A 25,375-nucleotide genomic window follows, 5' to 3' on the forward strand; every position below is an offset into this window, starting at 1 on the left:
AAACACAATGAATGTTCGAGAAAAGCGCGGCCGGCCAAGAATATTCGTGCTTCGGCAACCATGACCGTATTGGCGATACTACCGGGTGTCAATGTGTGCCGGGATGACAACCGCGCCGTTAGCTATGATTCCGCCCGTGCAGCGGGAGGTAGAGTCTGGGAACTTGACTGGTCCTGCCGTCAGCGGGCCGGAGGTTTCTGTGCCAAAGGTGGAATCGGGGCCGGTGTGACGAATCTATGAAGCGAACTCGCGCTCTGATTGATTCGGGCGACCTGTCTGTGACCTCGCAGCTCCGATAGGCCAGCTAAACTGCCCCTTCTCGTCGTCACGGTTTCGCGAGCGTGTCGTAAGGCTTTCAGATTGCGCAACTATTCGCTTGATCCGGCGACCATCTTGAACAGACTGGGGTGCGGCTACATCTGTGACGTCCGCTGCCGCGACATTGCGGTGGTCCAGCCGTTGAATCACCGCAAGTTCAATTGCGACTTTCGTAGCCCTGATTTGGTCGGCGTGCTTCGTAGTCTTTGGGGGAGAGCGAATTGAGTTCGATTGACAGAACGGAGCGTCCGGCTCCGGTAACCGGCGTCGAGCGTCATTCGCTTCGCCGCCAGGGATTTGTCAGGGCGTGCCGGCGCGGCCTCGCGCCGATCGGGCTGTTGGCCGCGCTGACGCTCGGCGGCTGCGGCGACAAGAGCGCGCAATCGCAGGCTGCGCCTCCGGCGCCGCCCGTGACCGTCGCGCAGCCGGTCAAGCGCACCGTTACCGACTGGGATGAATTCACCGGCCGCTTCGAGGCGATCGAGGAGGTTCAGGTCCGCGCCCGCGTCGGCGGCTTCGTCAACAGTGTCGAGTTCAAGGACGGTGCGATCGTCCACACCGGCGATCTGCTTTACATCATCGATCCGCGGCCGTTCGAGGCGGTCGTGCTGCAGGCCGAAGGTCAGCTCGCCGACGCGCGCGCCAAGGGGGAGCTTGCCAAGCGCGATCTCGAGCGCGGGCTCAATCTGGTGCAGACCAGCGCGGTCTCGGAGCAGGTCGTCGACCAGCGCCGCCAGGCGTTGCAGGCCGCGCGCGCCGCCGAAACGCAGGCCGAGGGCACGCTGAAGGCCGCGCAGCTCAACGTCGAATTCACCCATGTGCTGGCGCCGATCACCGGCCGCGTCAGCCGGCATCTGGTGACGCCGGGCAATCTGGTGCAGGGCAGCGAGAGCGGAGCGACGCTGCTCACCTCGATCGTGTCGCTCGATCCGATCTACATCTATTTCGACGTCGACGAGGCGACCTATCAGCGCAACAGCAAGCTGTGGTTCGAAGGCCGGCGGCCGAGCTCGCGCGATACGGCGAACCCGGTGCAGGTGACCCTGACCGGCGAGACCAAGCCCTCGCATGAGGGCAAGATGGACTTCCTCGACAACCGCCTCGACGTCTCGACCGCGACGCTGCGCAGCCGCGCGGTGATCCCGAACAAGGACCTCTCGATCCTGCCCGGCCAGTTCGGCCGCGTCCGCCTGATCGGCTCCTCGCCCTATGAGGCGCTGCTGATCCCGGATACCGCCATCGCCACCGACCAGTCGCGCAAGATCGTGTTCGTGGTCAAGGACGACAACACGGTCGAAGCACGAGCGGTCACGCTCGGACCGCTGGATGAGGGCTTGCGCGTGATCCGCGAAGGCCTCAAGCCGGAGGACCATGTGATCGTCGACGGGCTGCAACGCGCCCGCGTCGGCGCCAAGGTGACGCCGAAGATGGCCCAGGCTCCGGCCGACGCCAAGCTCCCGGCTGGCGACAAGCCCGCGGAAGCTGCCAAGCCCTCGACAGGAGACAAGCCGGCGGCAGGTGCCAAGCCATGAATCTCGGCAGGCTCTCCATCAACCAGCCCATCCTCGCGATGGTGCTGTCGATCGTGCTGCTGATCGTCGGCGCGATCGCCTATCCGACGCTGCCGGTCTCGGAATATCCGCAGGTCGTGCCGCCGACCGTCACGGTGACCACGCAGTATCCGGGTGCCTCGGCGCAGACCGTGTCCGACACCGTCGCCGCTCCGATCGAACAGGAGATCAACGGCGTAGAGGATATGCTGTATCTCTACAGCCAGGCGACCTCGAACGGCCAGCTCACGATCACCGCGACCTTCAAGCTCGGCACCGACCTCGACAAGGCCCAGGTGCTGGTGCAGAACCGCGTCGCGATCGCGCAACCGCGGCTGCCTGAAGAGGTGCAGCGCAACGGCGTCGTCACCCGCAAGAACTCGCCCGACATCCTGATGGTCGTGTTCATGCTGTCGCCCGACGACACGTTCGACCAGCTCTACATCTCCAACTACGCGCTGCTGCAGGTCCGTGACCAGCTGTTGCGGCTCGACGGCGTCGGCGACATCCAGATGTTCGGCGCGCGCGATTACTCGATGCGGCTGTGGCTCGATCCCGACCGGATCGCCAATCTCGGCCTGACCTCGGGCGAGGTGCTGGCGGCGATCCGGGCGCAGAACCTGCAGATCGCGGGCGGCCAGATCGCCGAACCGCCGATCGCCGATCGAGCCTTCCAGCCGAACCTCGTCTTCACTGGCCGCCTCAAGGACATCAGGCAGTTCGAGGACATCGTGGTGAAGGCCGGCTCCGACGGCCGTACCGTGCGCCTGCGCGACGTCGCCCGCGTCGAGCTCGGTGCGCTGTCCTATGCCACCAACAGCTTCCTGCTGCGCAAATCGGCGGTCGCCCTGCTGGTGACGCAGCGGCCCGGATCGAACGCGCTCGCCACCGCCAAGAGCATCTCCGACACGATGGAGCGGATGAAGGCGGGCTTCCCGAAGGGGCTCGACTACAACATCGGCTACAATCCGACCGAGTTCATCGCCCAATCGGTTCATGAGCTGATCAAGACGATCTACGAGGCGATGGCGCTCGTCGTCATCGTGGTGCTGGTGTTCCTGCAGGGATGGCGGCCTGCGATCATCCCGATCATCGCGATCCCGGTGTCGCTGGTCGGCACCTTCGCGGTGATGGCCGCGCTCGGCTTCTCGATCAACAATCTGACCTTGTTCGGCCTGGTTCTCGCGGTCGGCATCGTGGTCGACGACGCCATCGTGGTGGTCGAGAATGTCGAACGGCATCTCGAGCACGGCATGAGCCGGCGCGAGGCTGCGCTCAGGACCATGGAGGAGGTCGGCGGCGCGCTGGTCTCGATCGCGCTGGTGCTGTGCGCGGTGTTCGTGCCGACCGCCTTCCTCGGTGGCATCTCGGGACAGTTCTTCCAGCAATTCGCCGTGACGATCGCGGTCGCGACCGCGATCTCCTGCTTCTGCTCGCTGACGCTGTCGCCGGCGCTGGCCTCTCAGATCCTGGTCCCGCACGAGGAGAAACGCCCGCCGGCACGCTGGAACATCATCGCGCGCGGCTGGGACAGCTTCACCGCGCTGTTCAACCGCGTATTCGATCGGCTGGCGCATGGCTACGCGGCGGTCGCCGACTTCGTGATCCGGCACACCGTGGTGATGGTCGCGATCTACCTCGTGTTGATCGGCAGCGCCGGCTGGCTGCTGGCGACCACCTCGCAGGGCTTCATCCCGGCGCAGGACCGCGGCTACGTCATCATCTCGGCGCAACTGCCAGGTGCCGCATCGCTGGCGCGGACCACGGCGGTCGTGCGCGAGATCGAGCGGATCGCGCTGGATACGCCCGGCATCGTTCGCGTCGCGGCCTTCGCCGGCTTCTCCGGCGCGACGCGCACGCAGGCGGGTAATGCCGCGGCGCTGTTCCCGGTGTTCGACGAGCCGGAGGCGCGCCTGAAGAAGGGACTGACGGCGACCGCGATCACCGCCGACCTGCGCAAACGCCTGTCGGTGATCCAGGGCGCCTTTATCATCGTCATTCCGCCGCCGGCCGTGCCCGGTATCGGCACCGGCGGTGGTTTCACCATCCGCGTCCAGGATCGACAGGGGCGCGGGCCCGAATTGCTGGCGTCCGCGACCGACGAACTGGTGTTGGCCGCGCGCAAGTCGCCGAGCCTCACATCGGTGTTCTCGCCGTACTCCGCGAACACCCCGCAGCTGTTCGTCGATATCGATCGCGTCAAGGCGCAGAAGCTCGGCGTTCCCATCGCCAACATCACCGACACGATCGAGACTTATTTCGGCTCGACCTATGTCAACGACTTCAACCTGTTCGGGCGCACCTACCACGTTACGGCGCAGGCTGATCTGCCGTTCCGCAAGGAGACCACCGATCTTTCGCGGCTGCGCACCCGCAACGCCGCCGGCGACATGGTGATGCTCGGCAGCGTCGTGGACTTCAAGGACATCTCGGGCCCCGACCGTGTGGCACGTTACAATCTCTACTCGGCATCCGAACTGCAGGGTGAGCCGGCGCCGGGTGTCAGCTCGACGACGGCGCTCAACGCCATCAAGAAGCTCGCCGACGAAACCCTGCCGAGCGGCTTCTCGTTCGAATGGACCGATCTGTCCTACCAGCAGGTCAACGGCGCCAATGCCGGCCTCTACGTGTTCCCGATCTGCGTGCTGTTCGTCTATCTGGTGCTGGCCGCGCAATATGGCAGCTGGACACTGCCGTTCGCGGTGATCCTGATCGTGCCGATGTGCCTGTTCGCGGCCACGATCGGCGTGCGCATCATGGGCCAGGACGTCAACATCCTGACCCAGATCGGCTTCGTGGTGCTGGTGGGCCTCGCCGCCAAGAACGCGATCCTGATCGTCGAGTTCGCGCGCGATATCGAGCTCGAGGGCAGGCCACGGCTGGAGGCGGTCATCGAGGCCTGCCGGCTTCGCCTGCGGCCGATCCTGATGACGTCGTTCGCCTTCATCCTCGGCGTGCTGCCGCTGGTGCTGTCGACCGGCTCGGGCTCGGAGATGCGCCAGGCGGTCGGTGTCGCCGTGTTCTTCGGCATGCTCGGCGTCACCCTGTTCGGCCTGGTCTTCACGCCGATCTTCTACATGGTGGTGCGCAACCTCGCGGAAGGAAAGAACGAGGGCAAGCCGAAGGAACCCGCAGCGAACGTGGCGGGGTAGGCATCGCCCCTCCTCCGTCGTTCCCCGGTGCGCAATTGCGCACCGGGGAACGACGAGGCCCATACTAACGGCTGAGCGGAAAGAGATGGGCAGGCGCGGGGTTATAAAATAATGTCGCGCCGATTTTTCCTGATGAGAAACTGCTGGGAGAGCATAACAATGAAGTCGGGATTTTTGGCTGCGGTTGCGGCATGCAGCCTGATGCTGGCGGCGCCGTCGATGGCCCAGGGCGTCAAGATCGGCATCCTGAACGACCAGTCCGGCGTCTACGCGGATTACGGCGGAAAGTACTCGGTCGAAGCCGCGAAAATGGCGATCGAGGATTTCGGCGGCGAGGTGCTCGGCCAGAAGGTCGAGATGGTCACCGCCGATCACCAGAACAAGCCCGATCTCGCGACCTCGATCGCGCGGCGCTGGTATGACGCCGATGGCGTCGACATGATCACCGAGCTGACGACCTCGTCGGTGGCGCTCGCGGTGCAGGAGCTCTCGAAGGAAAAGAAGAAGATCGACATCGTGGTCGGCGCCGCGACGTCGGCGATCACGGGCGCGGCCTGTACGCCCTACGGCTTCCACTGGGCGTTCGACACCCATGCGCTCGCGGTCGGCACCGGTGGTGCGCTGGTGAAGGCCGGTGGTGACAGCTGGTTCTTCCTCACCGCCGACTATGCGTTCGGCTACGCGCTGGAGAAGGACACCAGCGAGATCGTCACCGCGGCGGGCGGCAAGGTGCTGGGCTCGGTGCGCGTGCCGCTGAACTCGTCGGACTTCTCCTCGTTCCTGCTGCAGGCGCAGAGCTCGAAGGCGAAGGTCATCGGCCTCGCCAATGCCGGCCAGGACACCACCAACTCGATCAAGCAGGCCGCCGAGTTCGGCATCGTGAGGGGCGGCCAGAAGCTCGCCGGCCTCCTGATGACGCTCGCCGAGGTCAACGGTCTCGGCCTCGAGGCTGCGCAGGGCCTGGTGCTGACCGAAGGCTTTTACTGGGATCATGATGACAAGACCCGCGCCTTCTCCGAGCGCTTTTTCAAGCGGACGGGGCGGATGCCGAGCATGATCCATGCCGGCACCTATTCGGCGACGCTGAGCTATCTGAAGGCGGTGAAGGCCGCCGGCACCAAAGATTCCGACGCAGTCGCCAAGAAGCTGAAGGAACTGCCGGTCGACGACGCCTTCGCCCAGGGCAAGGTGCAGGAGAACGGCCGCATGGTCCACGACATGTATCTGTTCGAGGTCAAGAAGCCCTCGGAATCGAAGAAGCCATGGGACTACTACAAGCAGCTCGCCGTGGTGCCCGGCGACGAGGCCTTCCCGAGGGCCAAGGACAGCGGCTGCCCGCTGACGAAGTGACGCGTAGCTGGGGCAACAAATATCGGTGTCGTCCCGGCGAAAGCCGGGACCCATAACCACCGATGTTAGCTACTCTGCCGCGCTGTGGCCCCAGCCATCGCAGAACTAGACCCTGTGGTTATGGGTCCCGGGTCAACCCCGGGACGACAGCGGAGTGGTTGCGGCGTGATCGCGCTCTCAATGCACCAGCCGCCACACCGCGCCGCCGAGTGCGCCGATCCACAGGATGATGCACGCTGCGGCCTGAATCGCAAAACCCCGGCTACGCTTTGCCACCGCCTCGCGATAGCCGATGAAGTAGACGATGCGGCCGACCACCCAGAGCGCGCCGATCGCAGCCGCGGCGGCATCGCCGTTATAGATCGCGAACAGCCAGAGCGACGGCAGGAAGATCGGCATCCATTCCAGCGTGTTCATCTGGATGCGGAACACCCGCTCGAAATCCGGATGACCGGAGATCGCCGGCAGCTTGACGCCATAGGCGACGCGGGCGCGCGCGACCTGTGTCGAAGTGAAGAAATAGAACGCGACCGCAAGGCAGGTGACGATGGCCGTGTAATGGTACATGTCAGGCGTGTCCTCTTGTTTCATTGGCCCCGATGTCATGACGGGGCGGCAGCGACCGGTGTGACTGGCTGGACGATTTTGGGCGCGCCGATCTTCTGTCGGCGTTTCAGTACCCGGTCATCTCAAGATAGCCGATTCCCGCATGGCTGCCCGAAAAGCGGATCGGGCCTTCCCAATACGGGAAGCTGGTTCCCATCCAGGCCTTCGGATTGAGCGGCGCGGTTTCGATCGATAGCCCGCGTGCCGGAAGGGCGACGCGCCATGACGTCGGCAGCTTGCGGCCGTCGATCTCGGTGGTCGCAACCGGCGTGATGCTGTTGCCGGGGCCAGCGATCTCGGCCGAGCGGCCGTCCGGCGTGAACCAGTTGCCGAACAGGTTCTCGCGACCGTCCTTCTGGCGCAGCCGGTACAGCATCAGCTTCTCGTCGCCGGGCAGATGCAGCGAGAACCAGTCCCAGCCGGTCTGGTCCGCCGCCAATGGCTGGCTGCTCCATTCGCGATCCATCCAGGCCATGCCCGTGACGTCGACCGGTCTGTCGTCGATCACGATGCGGCCGGACGCCCGGTAGAACGGCTGGCTGTAATAATAGGAGGCCTGTCCGCGATCCGACTTGCGGCTGTAGCCGTGATCGCCTTGCAGCACCAGCGGGCGATTGGCGTCGAGGCGGAGCGCGGTGCTGAAGTCGGCAGCCGAGGCCGTCAGCTCGAGCGGTGCGACGCGCTGCGCATCGAACGGGTCGAGCCCGTGCATCTCCCAGGCGTCGATCCAGGCACGGAACGGCGTGGCCTCGACGCCGGCCTGACCGACGCCGCCGCGCGCAAAGGTTTCGCTGAAGCGATGCGTGGTGGCGCTGGTCACGGCAGCGTGGCCCATCCAGACCTGCTGGTTGGCCCAGCCCTCGCTGGGGCCGCCCGGCTTCATCGCCTGGCGGAACAACGTCCATTGCGCGCCATAGGCCGCGCCATTCGTGTCGGAGAGATTCGCCGTCACGTACCACCATTCGATCCGGAACTCCGGATGTGGGCCGTGATCGATTGGGAATACGAATGGCTTGCCCGGCGTGACGGCGGCAAAACCTTCGGCATTCTCGCCGAGCCCGGCAAAGCCCTGCGCAAGGCTTTTGCCGCCAAGCGCGAGCGCCAGCGCGCCGCCGGCAAAGGCGCGGCGGGTGATCGTGCCGCTAACGCTCATTGACGAAGATCCTGATCAGGCTGGCTGGTTGCATGCGGGCCAGCCGCGCGACCGGCAGCGCGGCCGCACAGAACGCGGCGGCGAGCGCCACGGCGAGCAGCTCGATCAGCTGCAACGGGAAGACGTGGAACGGCAGCCGCCAGCCGAATGCCTTCACATTGACGATCGCAAGCAGGCACCAGGCAACCAGAAGGCCGAGCGGCAGCGCGAACAGCGCGGTGATCAATGCGACCGCCATTGTCTTCAACAGTTCGAGCGCCGCGAGCCGCCGTCGCGTCAGGCCGATCGCCCACAGCGGCGCAAGCTGCGGCAGCCGCGAATTGGCCAGCGTCAGCAGGCTGGTCAAAAGCGCGATGCCGGCGACGCCGAGCGTGAAGGCGTTGAGCGCCGCGGTTACCGAGAAGGTGCGATTGAACACCCGTTTGGATTCCCGCTTCATCGTCGCCTGATCGGCGACGTTGCGGTCGTCGAGGCCGAACTTCGCCTGCAACGCCACAATCAGCGGTGCGATGTGATCGGGCGCGACCCGGAGCCCGATCCGGGTCTGCGGCGTCTGCGGGAAGCGCCGGGTCAGCGCGGCGAAGTTGACCGCGATCTGGCCCTTGGGGTTGCCGTAATCGGCATAGATGCCGACGATCTCGAGCGGCCAGTTGCCGCCCGGGGCAGGCACCTCGATATGATCGCCAATCGCAAGCTTCATCCGCCGCGACAGCTGCTCGCTGACCAGACAAGTGTCGCCGGGACGCAGCCTGACCCACGCATTGGACGTGCTCTCCAGCAACGGCCAGTTGTCGCGATAGGTGACGTGGTCGGGCAGCCCGAGCACCTCGATCGGCGCGCCGCCGAATTGAGTGTCGGCGCGGCCGCCGGGCAGGATGGCCTGAACCTCCGGCCGATCGCGCAGCCACGTCTTGATCTCTTTTGCCTGCTGATCGCTGGCCGCGCTGATGTAGACGTCGGCGGCGAGCCGGCCGTCGAGCCAGACCAGGAAGGTGCGGCTAAAACTTTCCACCATGGTGCCGACCCCGACATTGACCGCGAGCGCGAGCAAGAGCGCCATCAGGGCCAGCGACAAGCCCGAGAGCTGCTGGCGGCTGTCGGCCCAGAACCAGATGCCGACCGGCTGCCGCGCGCTGCGCTGGCCGAATGCGAGCGCGATCTGCAGCACCATCGGCAGGATCAACGCCGCGCCGAGCATCAGCGCGGCCAGCACCGCAAAGCCCGCGATCAGGGAATCGCCGAACTGAATGAGAGCCGCTGCGACCGCAAACACCGCGAGCGCCGCGGCACTCTGGAACATCAGCCAGCGCCGTTGCGCCTGCTGCCAGGCCTGCGGCTGCGCCGTCGCCAGCACCGGCATCCGGATCGCCTTGGCAAGGCTCGCGGCGGCGGCTGCGAGCGCGCCCAGGATGCTGATGGCGATGCCGGCGAACCACCAGACGGGCTTGAGCGAAAGCTGTCCCGGGATCTGCGCGCCATAGAGTCCGCGCAGGGAGGCCGCGACATCGGGCAGTAAGGCCGCCGCAATGAAATAGCCGCAGACGAGGCCGATCAGGCCGGCTACCAGCGCCAGCGACACCAGCTCGATCACCAGCACGGTGTTGAGCATTCGCGCCGAGACGCCGCAGGCGCGCAAGGTGCGCAGCATCGGCAACCGCTGCTCGAAGGCGAGGCCGATCGCGGAATTGACGATGAACAGGCCGACGAAGAATGACAGCAGGCCGAATGCGGTGAGGTTGAGATGGAAACTGTCGGTCAGCCGTTCGAGGTCGCTCTCGGCGCTCGGCTCGACCAGACGAAGTTTTTCGCCTGCCACGCTTTCCAGCGATGCATGCGGAGCATGGGACTTGCCGACGAGCAGGCGCGACACCTGGCCGGGCATCTTCAGGATGTCCTGCGCGATGCCGATATCGACGACCAGTGCGCCGGGTGCGAGCTCCGCCTGCACGCGCAGCGGCGGCAAGCTGATGCCGTTGGCCTGCGGCCGTTCGCCTTCCTTGAGGCCGAGATCGCGCAGCGTCTCGCCCGCCACCAGCATTTCACCGGGCGGCGTGACGAAGGATAGCAGGCTGCCGCGTCCGACCGTCGGCGCGTTGCCGACCTCGGACGGCAGCGTCACGGGCTCGACACCGAGCAGGCGGAAGCTGCGCCCGTCGATCTGGACGCGGCCTTCCAGCATCGGTGATACCGGCCAGCCGGCGCGGCGCAGATCGACGAACAGTTTTTGCGGGAAGGTCGCGCTGTCGCGGCTCACCAGCATGGCGGTGCGCGAGCCGCCGAAGGTCGCGGCGGCGCGGTCATAGGCGATGCGCGCCTGCTGGTTCAGCGCCTGCACGCCGCTCCACAGCGCGGTGGCCGAGATCAGCCCGATCAGCAGCGTTGCGAGCTGCATCGGATGCCGCCGCCAATGGCTCAGCAGCACCGCAAGAATCCACAGCGGCCGCCTCATGCAATGACCCCGGCATGCAGGGTGACCTGGCGGTCGAGCGTCGCGGCGAGCCGCGCGCTGTGGGTGACCATCAGGAAGCCGCAGCCGGTGCGAGCAACCAGATCGCGCGCCAGAAGCAGCACCTCGTCGGCGGTATCCTCGTCGAGATTGCCGGTCGGCTCGTCGGCGAGCAGCAGTAGCGGCTTGGGCGCCAGCGCGCGGCCGATCGCGACGCGCTGCTGCTGGCCGCCGGACAATTGCTCGGGATAGCGTTTCAGGAGCTTCTTGAGCCCGAGGCGTTCGACCAGCTCGTCATGCCAGGCGGCATCGTGGCGGCCGGCGATGCGCGACTGGAACACGAGATTGTCCGCAACCGTGAGACTCGGGATCAGGTTGAATTGCTGGAACACGAGGCCGAGCCGGTCCCGGCGCAGCTCGGCGCGGCCGGCGTCGTTGAGCCCGCAGACCGTGATATCGGCAAGCCTGATCTCGCCGCTGTCGGCGGCATCGAGCCCCGCGATCAGATGCAGCAGCGTGCTCTTGCCGCTGCCGGATTCGCCTGATAGCGCCACGCTCTCGCCGGTCGCAACGGCCAGATCGACGCCGCGCAACACCGCGACGTCTTCACCGGCAGAGCGGTAACTCTTGGTCAGGCCGGTGACGCGAAGCACCGCGGCGGTCTGGTCAGGTGAAGCGATGGCCGTGCCTCATTCAAGGCTTCTGGTATTTCAGGACGAACTCGTCGATCGGCACCGGCGCCTTGAAGACGGGAATGTCCTTCGGGTCCTCCGCATGATGCAGGAAATCGGCCTCGGCCACCAGCTTGAAGCCGGCCGCCTCGATCTCCTGCTTCAGGGTGCTCTCCTCGATCCGGTGCAGCGTCTTGGCGACGCTTGTGCCTTCGCCCGCCTTGGCCGAGTGGTCCGCGATGACCAGGAAGCCGCCCGGCTTCAGCGCGGCGAACATCTTCTTGTTCATCGCGGCGCGATCGACCGGCAGATAGCTGATGTCGTGATAGAAAAAGAAGAAGGTGATCATGTCGAGGTCCTTGACCTCGGGCGGGATCGGATCGTCGTAGTCGCGCACGACATGGACGACGTTCTTCATCGCGGGCGCCTTGGCGCGGGTATCGAACTTGTCCTTGACGAAGCGCTCGAGCACGGCAGCCGAATCCTGCGCGTAGACCTTGCCCGACGGAGCGACGGTGCGTGCCAGCAGTTCGGTGCTGTAGCCGGCGCTCGCTGCCATGTCGAGAATGGTCATGCCGGGCTTGACGCCGGCAAAGGCCAGCATCTTGGCCGGCTGGCGGCGCTGGTCGACCTGGCGATCCGCTTCGCTCCGATCGGGCGCGGCGACGATCGCCGCGTAGTCCGGGCTTGCCGCGTCCTGGGCGCGGACGGCAGGCACAGCGAGCAGCGTGGCGGACACAAGCGCAGCGCAGGCGGCCGCGCGAAGGATCGATCTGTTCATGAAATAACCCAAACCTTCATTAACCTCGGCTTTTCGTTTCCCCAAGCATAGCAGCCGGCCCATGACAGATCACCGCTTCACTGGCCGCGACGACGCGATCGTGATCGGGGCGCGCTTGCCCGGCCATCGTGTCTCGCCGGCCACAGAACCCGAGGAAATGCGGGTTGCGTTGCGCGGCGAGGCGTGGCTAGCATCGCCGATTGGGGCCGATCTTACGAAGCCAAAAAACGAAACGACGGGGAGCCAGACATGACGACGCAACCGACGCCCAAGGGGATGTCAACGGGGACGCCCAAGGGGACTCCAAGGGGGACTCCAAAGGGCGCCTGGCAAATCACCTTCCTTCTGTTCCTGTTCATGGTGGTGAACTTTGCGGACAAGATCGTGGTCGGGCTCGCCGGCGTGCCGATCCGGAAGGAGATGGGTCTCACCCCGGAGCAGTTCGGCGATCTGGGTTCGGCCTTCTTCGTCCTGTTCTCGATCTCGGCGATCGTGGTCGGCTTCATCGTCAACCGCGTCGATACGCGCTGGGTGCTGCTGATCCTGGCGGTGATCTGGTCGCTGGCGCAATTCCCGATGATCGGCACCGTCAGCTACACGACGCTGGTGATCTGCCGCATCATCCTCGGCGCCGGCGAGGGACCGGCCTTCTCGGTTGCCGCGCACGCCATCTACAAATGGTTTCCGGACGAGAAGCGCACGCTGCCGACCGCGATCCTGTCGCAGGGCTCCGCGTTCGGCGTGATCCTCGCAGTGCCCGCGCTGAACTGGATCATCGTCAATCACAGCTGGCATCACGCCTTCGGCGCGCTCGGCATCGTCGGCCTGATCTGGACCGTCGCCTGGTTCGCGCTCGGCAAGGAGGGGCCGCTGGTCTCGACCGCGGCCGTGATGGCCGAGGAGCCGCGGATTCCCTACTGGAAGCTCCTGACCTCGCGCACCTTCGTCGGCTGCGTGGTCGCGACCTTCGGCGCCTATTGGGCGCTGTCGCTCGGGCTGACATGGTTCACTTCCTTCATCATCGAGGGGCTCGGCTTCTCGCAGCAGCAGGCCGGCTTCGTCTCGATCCTGCCCTGGATATTCGGTGCGACGATCGTGATCCTGACCGGCTGGATCTCGCAGCTGATGCTGGCGCGCGGCTTCACCACCCGCGGCGCGCGCGGCGTGCTCGGTTCGGTGCCCTTGATCGTCGGCGGCTGCATCCTCGCAACGCTGCCCTATGCGCCGCCGGGCGCGCTGATGATCGCACTGCTGGTGATCGGTTCCGGCTTGTGCGGCTCGATCTATGTGGTGTGCCCGCCGATGCTCGGCGAGTTCACGCCGGTTTCGCAGCGCGGCGCGATCATCGCGATCTACGGTGCGCTGTATACCATCTCGGGCATCCTGGCGCCGATGGTGATGGGCAATGTGATCCAGCACGCCGCCACGCCGATGGCCGGCTACATGACGGGCTTCACCATCAACGCCGCGATCATGGCCGGCTCCGGTCTGCTGGGATTGCTGCTGCTGTGGCCCAACACCGAGCGCGCGCGGCTGACCGGCACGGCGCAGCCTGCCGGCACGATCAAGGGCGCGATGTCGCCGACGTAAGGGGCGGCGGCGCTCACCCTCCCCGAAAGGGGAGGGTCGGCTCGCATGAAGCAACGCGGAATGCGGGCCGGGGAGGGGTCATCTCTCCATTCGGGCAGCGTTTCCGCTAAGAGACCTGACCCCTCCCCGCCGCTCATTTCATTCGCGTTGACCCTCCCCTTTCAGGGGAGGGTCAGGCTGTTGTTGCTGAGTCTCCGCGCTAATATCAATTCAATCCCCGTGCACCACGCACGAGCCTGCCTGGCCGTGCGCCGGTAGCCTTGCCCTCGCGCTGGGTGACGACGCCTGACACGATGGTGGCGTCGTAGCCGTCGACCTGTTGCAAGAGGCGGCGGCCGCCGACCGGCAGGTCGTAGTGCACCTTCGGCGGATGCAGATGCAGCCGGTCGTAATCGATCACGTTGACGTCAGCCTTGAAGCCTGGCGCGATCACGCCGCGATCAGTGAGCCCAACCGACAGCGCGGTCTTGCGCGACTGCGCCGCGATCACGAACGGGATCGAGAGTTTTTCGCCGCGGCTGCGGTCGCGCGTCCAGTGCGTCAAGAGATAAGTCGGGAAGCTGGCATCGCAGATGATGCCGCAATGTGCGCCGCCGTCGGACAGGCCGGGCACGGCGCTGGGTTCGCGCAGCATCTCATGCACGGCATCGAGATTGCCGTCGGCATAATTCAGGAACGGCACATAGAGCATGCCGCGGCCCTCGTCGGTCAGCATCGCGTCATAGGCGAGCTCTTCCGGCTGCCGGCCCTGGCGGCGCGCCTGCGGGCCGAGCGCGTTCTCCGGCGGCTGCTCATAGTCCGGCGGATTGCCCAGGAGATACATCTTGTCGTAGTTTGGCCGGAAGAACAGCGGGTCGTCGGTTGCGGTCGCGGTTTCGCTCAGGATCGCCGCGCGCACTTCGGGCCGGCGCAGATGCGTCAGCCGCTCGGCCAGCGGCAGCTTGGCGATTTCGCGATAGCTCGGATGGGTCTGGAACGGGTTGCGCGACAATTCCAGTCCAAGCAGCAGCCCGACCGGCCGCGCCGCGATCTGGGTCGTGATCGAGAGGCCGCGGGCGGCGGCCTCATTGATGGTGTCCATGGTCTGACGCCAGCGCCGCGGCGCCTTGTCGGCCTGGGCGACGGAGAACGAGATCGGGCATCTTGTGTTCTCGGCGACCCGCAGCATCATCGGCAGGTCTTCGTGCACGGTGCTCTGGTCGAGCACGAATTGCAGCACGCTGCGGCCGACGCCGTGCATCGCGCCGGCGATCGCGGTCAATTCATCCTCGCCCGCCTTCAGCGTCGGCGTGTAGTCGCCGGTCGAGGTGCGGTGGTTGAGCGTGCGCGATGTCGAGAAGCCCAGTGCGCCCGAGCGCACAGCGTCGCCGGCAAGCGCCGCCATCGCCTGGTTGTCCTCGGGCGTTGCCGGATCGCGGCGCGCGCCGCGCTCGCCCATCACATAGACGCGCAGCGCCGCGTGCGGCAGTTGCGCGCCGATGTCCATGTCGAAACTGCGCTTCGACAGCCACTCCATGTAGTCGGGGAAGCTTTCCCATGCCCAGGGAATGCCGGCGCTCAGCACCGGCTCCGGAATATCCTCGACGCCTTCCATCAGCTGGATCAGCCTGCCGTGGTCGCTCGGCCGGCACGGCGCGAAGCCGACGCCGCAATTGCCCATGATGGCGGTGGTGACGCCGTTCTGCGATGACGGCGTGATGTCCTGGCTCCAGGTCACCTGGCCGTCGTAATGGGTGTGGACGTCGACGAAGCCGGGCGCCACCAGCTTGCCGCGCGCGTCGATCTCTTCCTTGCCCTTCGCGGCGACCTTGCCGACTTCGGTGATCTTGCCGCCGGAGATCGCGACATCGGCTTCATAGAGGTCGCCGCCCTTGCCGTCGGCGATGTTGCCGCCGCGGATCACGAGGTCTGGGGTCGAGGTCATGGCGCTTCATCCCGAGGCTGTTTTTGATTGTTCCGCATCATGGGTGAGCCCCTGATGCTGTCAACCAGCGCCGGTGAAGCTCTGGGATGCGCTGGCGGCGATTTGCCCGCGGGGATTTGTTGCGCGGCGGATCCGGGCGGCGGCCCGGTCACGATCGGCGATCTGGCCGATCATCTCGCCGAACTGTCTGCGGTTCATCTCGATGAGCTGTCGCGGATCGAGCCGCTTTTGAAGCAGGTGCTGTCGCGGCGATCGGAATGAATTCGTGCTGCGCACAACGCTTTGCGCCCGCGCAGCGCGCTTCTCACTTTTGGATGGCGATGCGGCCAAATCCAACCTAAAGGCGTGATTTTAGATACAATTCGCGGTCAATGCAGGCTGCAATACCGCGATATGCCTTGTCATGGTCATGAAACCTTCATAGACCATCCTAGGGGCAATATCGTTAGATGGACGGCGGCCGGTCGTGACCGAGGCGGGGACTGCCATTGCCGTCAGGCATGGCGATCAGGCGGAAATCGAACTCAAGCTGCTTGCGCCGCAAGGAAGCCTCGAAAAACTGCGCGAGGCAGCCTGTATCGTGCAGCATGCGCGCAATCGCGGTGCATTTCACCGGCTGGAAACGGTCTATTACGACACGCCGGAGCGGCTGCTGTTTCAGCATGGCATGTCTCTGCGGGTGCGACGCAGCGGCAAGACCTTTATCCAGACGCTGAAGCTTTCACCCAACGGCGCGCAGCCTCTGATGCGACGCCAATGGGAGGCGGCGGTCGAAGGCATCGCCCCTGATCTGGCGCGGTTCCCCGCCGACGAGATCGGCGATCCCGTGGCGGGAATGAGCAACGATGCGCTGGTGCCGGTGTTCGCGACAAAAGTGCGCCGCCACGCGCGGCAGCTCGATCTGCCCGATGCCTCGGTTGAGATCGCATTCGACGAGGGGACGATCGAGGCCGATGCGCGCCAGGAGGTCCTGTCGGAAATCGAGCTTGAACTGAAGAGCGGCAATGCCGGCGTCCTGTTCGATCTCGGAACCCAGTTGCTCGATGCAGCACCGCTGCAGATCGGCACGCGCAGCAAGGCGGAACGCGGCTATGCGCTCGCGTTCGATGTCGAGCCGTCGGCAGCGAAGGCCGAGTTGCCAGGCATCACCGCGGAGCTTGTGGTCGACGACGTCATCGCGCTGCTGGTGGGCTCCTGCTGGCACCATCTTTTGAGAAATCACGCGGTGGCCGAGCAGGGATCGGACCCCGAAGGCGTGCACCAGATGCGCGTGGCCTTGCGACGCTTGCGGACGATCTGTGCGCTGTTCCGGCGCGACATTCCATCGCCGGCATTCCTGGCGATCAACAGCGAAGCAAAATGGCTGATGCGGCAACTCGGCAAGGCCCGGGATTGGGACGTCTTCGCCGAGACGACGATCAACCGTCTGGTCAGCGCGATTCCGGATATCGACCTGGATGGCCTCCGCCAGGGGGTTCAACAGCAACGGAAGTCGAGCTACGGGACCTTGCAAAGCGCCCTGGCTGACCCCCGATGCAGCCGTTTCCTGCTCTCGCTGGGGCATTTGGTGGAACGCCGCGGCTGGCGCAACGAAATCGACAGCGAAGCGCTGGCTGTCCTGTCGCAGCCGATGCCGGTGCTCGCCGATCAAATTCTGGAACGATTGCATCGCAAGACATTGAAGCGTGGTGCGCGCTTCCGGCGGCTCGATATCCACGCGCAGCACAATCTCAGGATCAACCTCAAGAAGTTGCGCTATGCGGCGGAGTTCTTCCTGCCGCTCTATGCGTCCCACGCGCCGGCGAAGCGCTACGTGAAGCGGCTCGCCGGGCTGCAGACCAGTCTGGGGCGGGTGTGCGACATCGGAAGCACGCGCGTGCTGCTCCATGCGATCCGGCAGGACGACCAGCCTGCGCTTCATCTCGGCATCGGCGCGATGGCCGGCTGGCTCGCCCGCGATCAGATCGCGGTGGCGAAAACGCTGCGCAAGAGCTGGCGGCGGTTCAAGACGACGCCCGCATTCTGGGGCCGGTGAGTCCTGCGGCGCAAGGCGATCCGCGCGGGTTTGCCTAACGGGACTGTGCCTGGATCGCAAGTGCGGAAGCCTGCGGCTTGCGCTCGGTGACCAGCGCAAGCAGCACGGTCAGCACCATGAAGCACACCGACGCGCCGAACACCCAATGCGGCATGTGCCGATCCATGATCCAGCCGAACAGCAGCGGGCTGACGATGCCGCCGAAGTTGAAGCCGGTGGAGACGATGCCGAAGGCGCGGCCGGCGGCACCGGGAGGCGCGGCGTTGCGCACCATCATGTCGCGGGACGGCGCGATCACGCCGCCGAGGAATCCGGCAAGCCCCATCGCGAGCGTGAGCACGACCGGCGGCAGGTTCATCAGCGCAATCAGCAGCACCAGCACGGCATTGACCGCGAAGCAGGCCGCGGCGAGCTGGCTGTGGCGATGGGTCCAGTCGGCGAGATAGCCGCCGGCGAGCACGCCCGCGGCGCTGGCGCCGAGGAACGCGGTGAGCGCGATGTTGGCGGTCGAGAACGACGCGCCGTAGCCGCCCATCAGCGCGACCACGCCGAAATTGTTGATGCCCGATGTCGAGAGGCTGAGCAGCGTGAAGAACGCCGTCAGCACCATCAGCGCCGGCGTGATCACGCTGACCTTCGGCGCAGCGTCGTCCTTCGGCTTGTTCTTGTTGGCGCCGGCATCGGGAATGCCGAGCACGATCAGGAACAGCGCCACCAGCGGTCCGACCGCGCCGGCCACGATCAGCGCGCCGAGGCCGCCGATCGAGGCGACCAGCGCGGCCATGATCGCAGGCGCCACCGCGCCGCCGAGGAAGCCGGCAAAGGTGTGGATCGAGAAGGCGCGGCCCATCCGCGCCTCGTCCATATGGGCCGAGAGGATCGCGTAGTCAGCGGGATGATAGACGCTGTTGGCGAGGCCGAGCGCCACCGCACAGACGATCAGCGAGGTATAGCTCAGATGCAGGCCAAGCCCGATCAGCGCGCAGCCGCCGATGGTCAGCCCGACCAGCAGGATCTTGCGCGCGCCGATATGGTCGGCGAGGTAGCCGATCGGCGCCTGGGTCAGGCCGGAGACCACCGCAAACACCGTCAGCGCGAAACCGAGCTCGACATAGCCGACGCCGAGCTGCTGCTTCAGGAACGGGAACAGCATCGGCAGCACGAAGATATGGAAATGGCTGACCCAATGGGCGACCGAAATCCCCGTCAGCGTGCGCAGCGCGCTGTCGGCCTTCGCTTGCTGCGGTGCGGCCAGAATGTCGACCATGTCCGTGAAACCCCAATTCCAAAGCGTTTTCGAGCGAAGTGGATACCGGTTCGCGTGCAGAAAACGCGTCAAAAAAATGCCCGGCAGGGCCCGCAGAAAATAAGGGCTGGCCGCTAATTGTCCATGAACGCCCCTGCATGGCTGCCCCCGGCGCGGGCGTGCCGGATCGACACATGCGGCATTAAAGGCGGCGACAAAGTGTGGCGCCGCAGCGATGATCGGCCATGATCGACGCCAAAAAGCCGCTCCGGGTGCTTGTGTCAGAGGGCTCCAGCACCTCGGGCCGCGAAGCGATCACGATCCTGGGGCTGGCCGGCCATCACGTCGAGGTCTGTGACCCCTCGCGCTGGTGCCTGGCGCGCTATTCCCGCTTTGTCCGCAAATACCACCATTGTCCGCCGCTGCGGTCGGATCCGGCTGGCTTCCTCCGCTTCGTCGAGCGCCTGTTGGCGTCGCGACATTTCGATGTGCTGCTGCCGACCCACGAGCAGGGCTTCCTGTTCGCCCGCGCCGCGGCGCGGCTGACATCACGTGCCGGCCTGGCGCTGCCGGATTTCGACAGCTATCGCGCGGTGCACAGCAAGGCCGGCTTCAGCCGGCTGCTCGACCGGCTCGGCCTGCCGCAGCCGCCGACCGGGATCGTGAACTCGGCCGACGAACTGCGCGAGGCGGTGCGGTTTCCATCCGTGGTCAAGACGTCGGTCGGCACCGCCAGCCGCGGCGTCTGGTTCGTGCGCGATGCCGGCGATCTCAACCGCGCGCTCTACGATCTCGAATCCGCCGGCGATTTTGCCGGCGAGGTGCTGGCGCAGGATCTCATTACCGGCACCGTTGAGAAGGCCCAGTCGGTGTTCTGCCACGGCACGCTGGTCGGCTTCCACGCCTACCGGCAGATCGCGGCCGGCGTCGGCGGCGGCGAGGCGATCAAGGAGAGCGTGAGCCGGCCACCGATCCGTGCCGCGCTCGAGACCATCGGCGCGCATCTCGGCTGGCATGGCGCGCTCTCGGTCGACGTCATCATGCCGCTCGACAGCGCGACGCCGCTGTTGATCGACTGCAACCCGCGGCTGGTCGAGCCGATGAATGCGTACCAGTCCGGCACCGATCTGGTCGACCTGCTGCTGCGGGTCTCGCTTGGCGAGACGCCGGCGCCGCTGGCCGAGAGCCGCGCCGGAGTGCGGACGCATCTCGCCATGCAGGCGCTGCTCGGCAGCGCCTCGCGCGACGGCACCCGGCGCGACCTGATCAGGGAATGCGGCCGCATCGCCGCGGGCGAAGGTCTTTATCGGGGAAGCAGCGAGGAGTTGACGCCGGTGCGGCTCGATTGGCTCAGTGCCGTGCCGCTCGTGATGACGACAGTGCTGCTGCTTGCATCGCCATCGATCGCCTCATCGCTGGCGCGCGGCTTTGGTGCGCATCTGCTCGATCGCACGAGTATCGAGAAGATCGAGGGAGGGGATTTTCTGCGCGATCTCTCGACACGTCGTCCCGGCGAAAGCCGGGACCCATAACCACCGGACGCATCTCCATCCCCACGTCGTCCCGGGCAAGCGAAGCGCGACCCGGGACCCATAACCACCAGCGGTGATTGCTACGACGCGCTGGGGCCACGGCGCGTTTCAACAATTCAATCCTGTGGTTATGGGTCCCGGCTTTCGCCGGGACGACGGCGACTTATATTGCGCTCGTCCCTCACAACGGCTCGTCATCATTGCCGTAGCGATCGAGCTTCGGCGTGGCGATGTCGCCATCCTCGTAATAGTCGTCGTCCTGTGGCGCCGCGGGCGGTGGAGGATTTTTCGACTTGTCGTCGGACTTGTTGTCGATCTCGCCGCTGCGCTTGCTCTTCTTTCCGGCCTTGGCCATGCGTTTCCCCTGCGCGGGTCAAATCAGCTGCCGGTATTCTACCCCAGTCCCCCGCGGCTTGTAACGTGAGGAGATGGCGCGGCCGGGTCACACCCGCCGCGCCCATCATGCCCTAAAACGTCGCGCCGGCCTTGACCATGTAGGTGCGGCCGGGCAGCGGATAGGCCGAGAAGCGGCCGGCCGTGAACGAACTCGCGATGGCGTAGTCATAGTAGAGCGCGTTGAACAGATTGTTCACGCTGAGCGACCAGAAGAAGCGGTCAACCTGCCCGCTGAGCTTGAGATCGGCGGTGGCGTTGCCGGGAATCCGGTTCTGGGTGTTGGCCTGGTCGTTGTCCATGATGCGCGAGCTCCAGGCCCGCACCGTGGCATCGAACACCAGATAGTTCTGCCAGATATTCCAGGTCACGCCGAGATTGCCGGTGTAGCGCGAGACCAGCGGCACGTCGTTGCCGGCCCACATGCCTTCGCGGAAGACCGCGCGGGTGATCGCCATGCCGCCGCGCAGGGTGACGCTGTCGCTGACCTTGAGCGAGGCGCTGGTCTCTGAGCCGTAGCGGCGGGTGGGATCGAGGTTGACATTGTAGAACAGCACCGGGTTGAAATGGATCTCGTTCTCGAGATCCATCAAATAGATGCTGCTCTGGACCTGAAAGAGGTTGGTCTTCACGCGGAAGCCGCCCTCGACGTCCTGCGAGGTCTGGGTCTTGAGCTGGAAGTTCTGCGGGATCGGGGCGAAGGTCAGCGGGTCGAATGACGGACCCGATGCGACGCGCTCGTCGACGTCGGGCGTGCGGAATGCGCGCGCGGCGCGGCCGAATACCGAGAAGGTGTCGGTGAAGCGATGCTCGGCGCCGACATGCAGCGCGTATTGGGTCTCGTTGCTGTCGAGCGGCGCCGCCTGCGTGTCAAAGGCGAACGGTGCATTCGGATCGTAGCGGTCGCGTGCCGAGATGCTGGTGTTCTGGACGCGCGCACCGTAGGAGAAGTCGGTGGTCGGCAGCAGGCCGATCGTGTGCTGCCAGTACCCGGCCACGGTCTGCTGCTCGATATTGTAGACGTGGTAGGGGTCGACGCCCCGATAGGCGCCGCGTGCCTCGCGGAACGTCGAATCGTAATAGTCGATGCCGGTCAGGATCGTGGACGGCATCCCCAGCATCACGTTCTTGACGCTGAGCCGCGGCGTGATCGACCAGGTCTGTAGCGCGGCGTCATTGTAGGTCGAGGCGAAACTGATGGTCGGCACGGTGCCGAAGAAGCCGCTTTGCGTCTCGCGCTGGCGCCAGCCGCCGTCGACGATGAGGTCGACGCCGTTCATCAGCGTCTTGGTGAAGCCGGTGGTGACGCTGGCGGTTTGCTGATTGGCATAGTCGAACGGCGTCGCTGCGCCTCTGCGATCGGTGAGCAACTCGTTGACGCCGATCGACGGATCGACCAGCCGTCCGCCGGGCAGGCCGAGCTTCTGGTCGCTGCCAGTGACGGTGAGGAAGGCGGTGAGATCCGATGTCGTGTAGTTGACGTTGCCGACGGCGTTGCGCTGGTCGAGCGCGTTGTTGACGCGGTAGCCGTCGGACTTGATGCCGTTGCCGTAGAACGAGGTCGACCACGGGCCGGAATTGAGCGCCGCGGAGACCGCCGCCATGCGGGTGTTGAACGAGCCGAAACCGCCTTCGGCGCGGATCGTGGCCGGCGGACCGCCGGCGCCGGTCTTGGTGATGATGTTGACCACGCCGCCCACCGCGTTGTCGCCGTAGAGCACCGCGCCGCTGTTGCCGCGCGTGATCTCGATGCGTTCGATCGAATCGAGCGGGATCGTGGTGAGATCGAAGCCGGCCTTGTCGACGTCGTTGAGGCGGCGGCCGTTGAGCAGGAACAGGGTGTTGTCGGAGGCGAATGCGCCGAAGCCGCGCAGGTCGACCGCGGTCTTGGCGCCGTTCGGTCCGCCATAAAGCGATTGCAACTGCACGCCCGGCACCTGCGCGAGAATCTCCGGCAGCGACTGCACCGGCGAATGCGCGATGTCGTCGGCGGTGATCACGGTCGAGGAGGAGCCGACAATGCCCGCGAACTGGCGGCCGCCGCCGCCTGTGCCGCCCGTTCCGGTGGCCGGTCCGGTCCCTGTCGAGCCCGATCCGCTCCCGCTGCCCTGTCCTGTGCCCGGCGCCGGGCGGCGCGGGGCCGGCGCTCCGTCAGCGGCCGGCCTGGCGCGCGTGACATTCTGGTCGCCCGGCTTGGTGATTTCGATCGCCGGAAGTTGCTCGGGAACGGGCGCCTGCTGCGCCCGTGCGGTCGAGATGATGATGGTCGGCACGATCATCGTCGACGCGAGCAGAAGCACGCGGCTGCGCCGGGAGGAAGAGTTGGAGAACATCTAAGCGAGACCTCGGTAACGTCAGTGGCACGTCACCGCGAACCAGTCTCACCATCGTGCTCGCAGGCTCAGCTGCTTGCAGCCTCAAGTGAAGCTCATGCCTGTACTCCCCGACCGGCATCTTCGCGTGTGACCACGGCTGACGGCAGGTCTCCTGGCTCGCGGGTCGTTACCCTTCGTCGCCTTCCCAGGACCGAGATTCCCAGTGGCCTGTGACGAAGGATTCACCGCATACAGTTGCGGGGGCAGCCGCGGCGTTGGGGAAGCTTCCCCGCACCGCATTCCCTTTTCATCTCATGAAAGAACCGTCATGTTCATCTAGGGTTCGGCCGGGCGGCAAAGTCAATCCGGCGGAGGTCGGGCGGCAGCCAGCTGGCCACGGTTTTTGTCGAGTGTCGCTTGTCTGCCACGGCGATCGCTGTAAGAGCATGGATCCAATGAGCGTGCAGGATTTTGCCTTGGCGGCCGAGGTCGCGGCGCGGCGCCGGTGGGGCGCCACCGCGGCGCTGCTCGCGCTCGTGGTGCTGCTGCTCGTGCTTTCGCTCGGCATTGGGCCGGTGCGGCTGTCGCCGCTTGCGGTGATCGAGGCGCTGTTCGGCGGCGGCAGCGACGTGGCGCAGGTGATCGTGCGCGAGATCCGGCTGCCGCGCACCATTCTGGCGTTCGCGATCGGCGGTATTCTCGGACTATCGGGCGCAGCGCTGCAGGGCCTGCTGCGCAATCCGCTGGCCTCGCCATCGCTGTTCGGTGCGCCGCAATCGGCGGCATTCGGCGCGGTGCTGGTGATCGCGCTGGGCCTCGCCGATGTGCGCTCCTACGCGCTGCCGGTGGTGGCGATCATCGCCGCGTTCGGCTCGGTGTTCGCGCTGCTGGCGATTGCCGGCCGCAATGCCGGGCTGTTGATCCTGATCCTCGCGGGACTTGCGATCTCGAGCTTTGCCGGAGCCGCGACGGCGCTCGTGATGAACCTCTCCAGCAATCCGTTCGTGGTGCTGGAGATCGCGTTCTGGCTGCTCGGCTCGCTGGAGGACCGCAGCTTCCAGCACGTGGCGCTGGCACTGCCCTTCATCATCGCGGGCGCGGCCATCCTGCTGAGCCAGGCGAGCGCGTTCCGCGCGCTGACGCTCGGCGAGGAGGCCGCGCAGAGCCTCGGCGTCGATGTCGGGCGGCTAAGGTTGCTCGTGATCGCGGGTGTTGCGCTCGGCGTTGGCGGCGCGGTCGCGGTCACGGGTACGATCGGCTTCATTGGTCTCGTCGTACCGCACCTGATGCGCCCTCTGATCGGTCACGATCCGGCGCGGCTGCTGGTGCCGAGCGCCCTCACCGGGTCGGCGTTGCTGCTCGCCGCCGATATCGCGGTACGCATCATCCCCTCGACGTCGGATATCAAGGTCGGCGTGCTGACCTCGATCATCGGTGTGCCGTTCTTCCTCTATCTGATCATGCGCGAACGCCGCACGCTCGGCGGAGGCGTGGCATGACGCTGCTCTCTGCAATCGCTCTCAATGTGTCGCTCGGCAGCCGCAAGGTGTTGCACGATGTCTCGCTGTCGCTGGAAGCGGGCCATCTGGTGGCGCTGGTAGGCCCCAACGGTGCCGGCAAGACCACGCTGCTGCGCGCGCTCGCCGGATTGATTCCATCCGTCGGCGAGATCCGGATCGCCGGCGACGCGCTGGCGTCGCTTGCGCTGCGCGAGCGGGCGAAGCGTTTCGCCTATTTGCCGCAGGGGCACATGGTGCACTGGCCGCTGCCGGCGCGCGATATCGTCGCGCTCGGCCGCTATCCGCATGGCGCGACCGATCCGGCGCGGTTGTCGCCGAGGGATATCGAGGCGGTGCTGCGGGCGATGCAGGCGGTCGACGTCGTTGAATTCAGCGACCGCCGCGTCGCCGAGCTGTCCGGTGGCGAACGCAGCCGCGTCGCTCTGGCCCGGGTGCTGGCGGTGGAGGCGTCGGTGATCCTCGCCGACGAGCCGACCGCCTCGCTCGATCCGCGCCACCAGATCGATGTGATGCAGAAGCTTCGCAACGTCGCCGACACTGGCGTGCTCGTCATCGTGGTGACCCACGATCTCGGGCTCGCCGCGCGGTTCGCCGACCATGTGCTGGTGCTGTCGGAGGGACGGCTGGCGGCGCAAGGCGCGCCTGCTGAGGCGTTGTCCGAGAATGTTCTGGCCCGCGTGTTCCGGGTCAGCGCGTACCGCGCCGAATTCCAGCGCGAGGCCGTTATCGTGCCGTGGGCGGACGTGTGACGAGGGTGCGGTGTCTCGCAGCGGTGGCCGCAGCGGCATGGCTG

18 protein-coding genes and 1 riboswitch are annotated in these 25,375 nt (G+C 66.0%); of the genes, 9 read left to right on the forward strand and 9 right to left on the reverse strand.

From position 1 onward, the window contains the following. Positions 1-647 precede the first annotated feature (647 nt). The 3 genes from HAP47_RS03720 (at position 648) to HAP47_RS03730 (ending at position 6,370) form a co-directional block, all read left to right on the forward strand. Complete coding sequence (locus tag HAP47_RS03720; RefSeq protein WP_231169058.1) at positions 648-1,850, forward strand: efflux RND transporter periplasmic adaptor subunit; 1,203 nt, start codon at positions 648-650, stop codon at positions 1,848-1,850. Continuing rightward, a complete protein-coding gene (locus tag HAP47_RS03725) occupies positions 1,847-5,020 on the forward strand; it encodes an efflux RND transporter permease subunit (protein ID WP_173639387.1) in 3,174 nt (1,057 codons plus the stop codon). The genes HAP47_RS03720 and HAP47_RS03725 overlap by 4 nt, the downstream gene beginning before the upstream one ends. A gap of 159 nt (positions 5,021-5,179) precedes the next feature. Then, positions 5,180-6,370, forward strand: coding sequence for an ABC transporter substrate-binding protein (locus HAP47_RS03730; protein WP_173639386.1), 1,191 nt, complete (start codon positions 5,180-5,182; stop codon positions 6,368-6,370). A 177-nt stretch (positions 6,371-6,547) separates the two neighbouring features. Here HAP47_RS03730 and HAP47_RS03735 read toward each other — a convergent pair whose 3' ends face one another. The 5 genes from HAP47_RS03735 to HAP47_RS03755 all read right to left on the reverse strand — a co-directional run bounded on the left by HAP47_RS03735 (position 6,548) and on the right by HAP47_RS03755 (position 12,027). Further along, positions 6,548-6,937, reverse strand: a complete 390-nt coding sequence (locus tag HAP47_RS03735) for an MAPEG family protein (protein WP_173639385.1) — start codon at positions 6,935-6,937, stop codon at positions 6,548-6,550. Between the two features lie 106 nt (positions 6,938-7,043). Further along, entirely contained in the window at positions 7,044-8,129 is a 1,086-nt protein-coding gene (locus tag HAP47_RS03740) for a lipocalin-like domain-containing protein (RefSeq protein ID WP_173639384.1), read from the reverse strand. Then, positions 8,119-10,578 (reverse strand): ABC transporter permease, encoded by a 2,460-nt coding sequence (locus HAP47_RS03745; RefSeq protein WP_173639383.1) that lies wholly within the window; start codon positions 10,576-10,578, stop codon positions 8,119-8,121. The genes HAP47_RS03740 and HAP47_RS03745 overlap by 11 nt, the downstream gene beginning before the upstream one ends. Further along, positions 10,575-11,228: an ABC transporter ATP-binding protein gene (locus HAP47_RS03750; protein ID WP_173639382.1), complete on the reverse strand. Its 654-nt coding sequence runs from the start codon at positions 11,226-11,228 to the stop codon at positions 10,575-10,577. Before HAP47_RS03750 ends, HAP47_RS03745 begins: the two co-directional genes overlap by 4 nt. Positions 11,229-11,268: 40 nt before the next feature. After that, positions 11,269-12,027 (reverse strand): class I SAM-dependent methyltransferase, encoded by a 759-nt coding sequence (locus HAP47_RS03755; RefSeq protein WP_173639381.1) that lies wholly within the window; start codon positions 12,025-12,027, stop codon positions 11,269-11,271. A 249-nt stretch (positions 12,028-12,276) separates the two neighbouring features. Here HAP47_RS03755 and HAP47_RS03760 point away from each other — a divergent pair, with 249 nt between their 5' ends. After that, the gene (locus tag HAP47_RS03760; RefSeq protein ID WP_231168737.1) at positions 12,277-13,617 is read left to right on the forward strand and encodes an MFS transporter; all 1,341 of its coding nucleotides are present in this window, start codon (positions 12,277-12,279) and stop codon (positions 13,615-13,617) included. A gap of 205 nt (positions 13,618-13,822) precedes the next feature. Here the strand turns inward: HAP47_RS03760 and HAP47_RS03765 are convergent, their stop codons facing one another. Further along, positions 13,823-15,541 (reverse strand): N-acyl-D-amino-acid deacylase family protein, encoded by a 1,719-nt coding sequence (locus tag HAP47_RS03765; RefSeq protein WP_173639380.1) that lies wholly within the window; start codon positions 15,539-15,541, stop codon positions 13,823-13,825. 27 nt (positions 15,542-15,568) lie between these two features. Here HAP47_RS03765 and HAP47_RS03770 point away from each other — a divergent pair, with 27 nt between their 5' ends. Together HAP47_RS03770 and HAP47_RS03775 are read left to right on the forward strand one after the other, a co-directional pair. Further along, positions 15,569-15,802, forward strand: a complete 234-nt coding sequence (locus tag HAP47_RS03770; RefSeq protein WP_231168738.1) for a hypothetical protein — start codon at positions 15,569-15,571, stop codon at positions 15,800-15,802. A 205-nt stretch (positions 15,803-16,007) separates the two neighbouring features. Then, on the forward strand, positions 16,008-17,576 hold the full coding sequence (locus tag HAP47_RS03775) for a CYTH and CHAD domain-containing protein (RefSeq protein WP_173639379.1): 1,569 nt from the start codon (positions 16,008-16,010) through the stop codon (positions 17,574-17,576). Between the two features lie 34 nt (positions 17,577-17,610). On the opposite strand, the gene HAP47_RS03780 is transcribed toward HAP47_RS03775, so the two are convergent. Beyond that, entirely contained in the window at positions 17,611-18,843 is a 1,233-nt protein-coding gene (locus HAP47_RS03780; protein ID WP_173639378.1) for an MFS transporter, read from the reverse strand. 224 nt (positions 18,844-19,067) lie between these two features. Here HAP47_RS03780 and HAP47_RS03785 point away from each other — a divergent pair, with 224 nt between their 5' ends. Beyond that, complete coding sequence (locus HAP47_RS03785; RefSeq protein ID WP_173639377.1) at positions 19,068-20,354, forward strand: hypothetical protein; 1,287 nt, start codon at positions 19,068-19,070, stop codon at positions 20,352-20,354. Positions 20,355-20,535: 181 nt separating this feature from the next. Here the strand turns inward: HAP47_RS03785 and HAP47_RS03790 are convergent, their stop codons facing one another. Both HAP47_RS03790 and HAP47_RS03795 read right to left on the reverse strand, forming a co-directional pair. Continuing rightward, a complete protein-coding gene (locus tag HAP47_RS03790) occupies positions 20,536-20,709 on the reverse strand; it encodes a hypothetical protein (protein ID WP_173639376.1) in 174 nt (57 codons plus the stop codon). 112 nt (positions 20,710-20,821) lie between these two features. Further along, positions 20,822-23,080 carry a TonB-dependent receptor gene (locus HAP47_RS03795; protein ID WP_371821738.1) on the reverse strand — a complete coding sequence of 753 codons (2,259 nt, stop codon included), beginning with the start codon at positions 23,078-23,080 and terminating at the stop codon, positions 20,822-20,824. A 127-nt stretch (positions 23,081-23,207) separates the two neighbouring features. Beyond that, a riboswitch (cobalamin riboswitch) is annotated at positions 23,208-23,405 on the reverse strand. Positions 23,406-23,517: 112 nt separating this feature from the next. Here HAP47_RS03795 and HAP47_RS03800 point away from each other — a divergent pair. Then, the gene (locus HAP47_RS03800; protein WP_173639375.1) at positions 23,518-24,561 is read left to right on the forward strand and encodes a FecCD family ABC transporter permease; all 1,044 of its coding nucleotides are present in this window, start codon (positions 23,518-23,520) and stop codon (positions 24,559-24,561) included. Beyond that, positions 24,558-25,331, forward strand: coding sequence for an ABC transporter ATP-binding protein (locus HAP47_RS03805; RefSeq protein WP_173639374.1), 774 nt, complete (start codon positions 24,558-24,560; stop codon positions 25,329-25,331). Before HAP47_RS03800 ends, HAP47_RS03805 begins: the two co-directional genes overlap by 4 nt. The last annotated feature ends 44 nt before the right edge of the window (positions 25,332-25,375 follow it).

The organism is Bradyrhizobium sp. 41S5 (genome assembly GCF_011516665.3).
GTDB lineage: Bacteria > Pseudomonadota > Alphaproteobacteria > Rhizobiales > Xanthobacteraceae > Bradyrhizobium > Bradyrhizobium quebecense.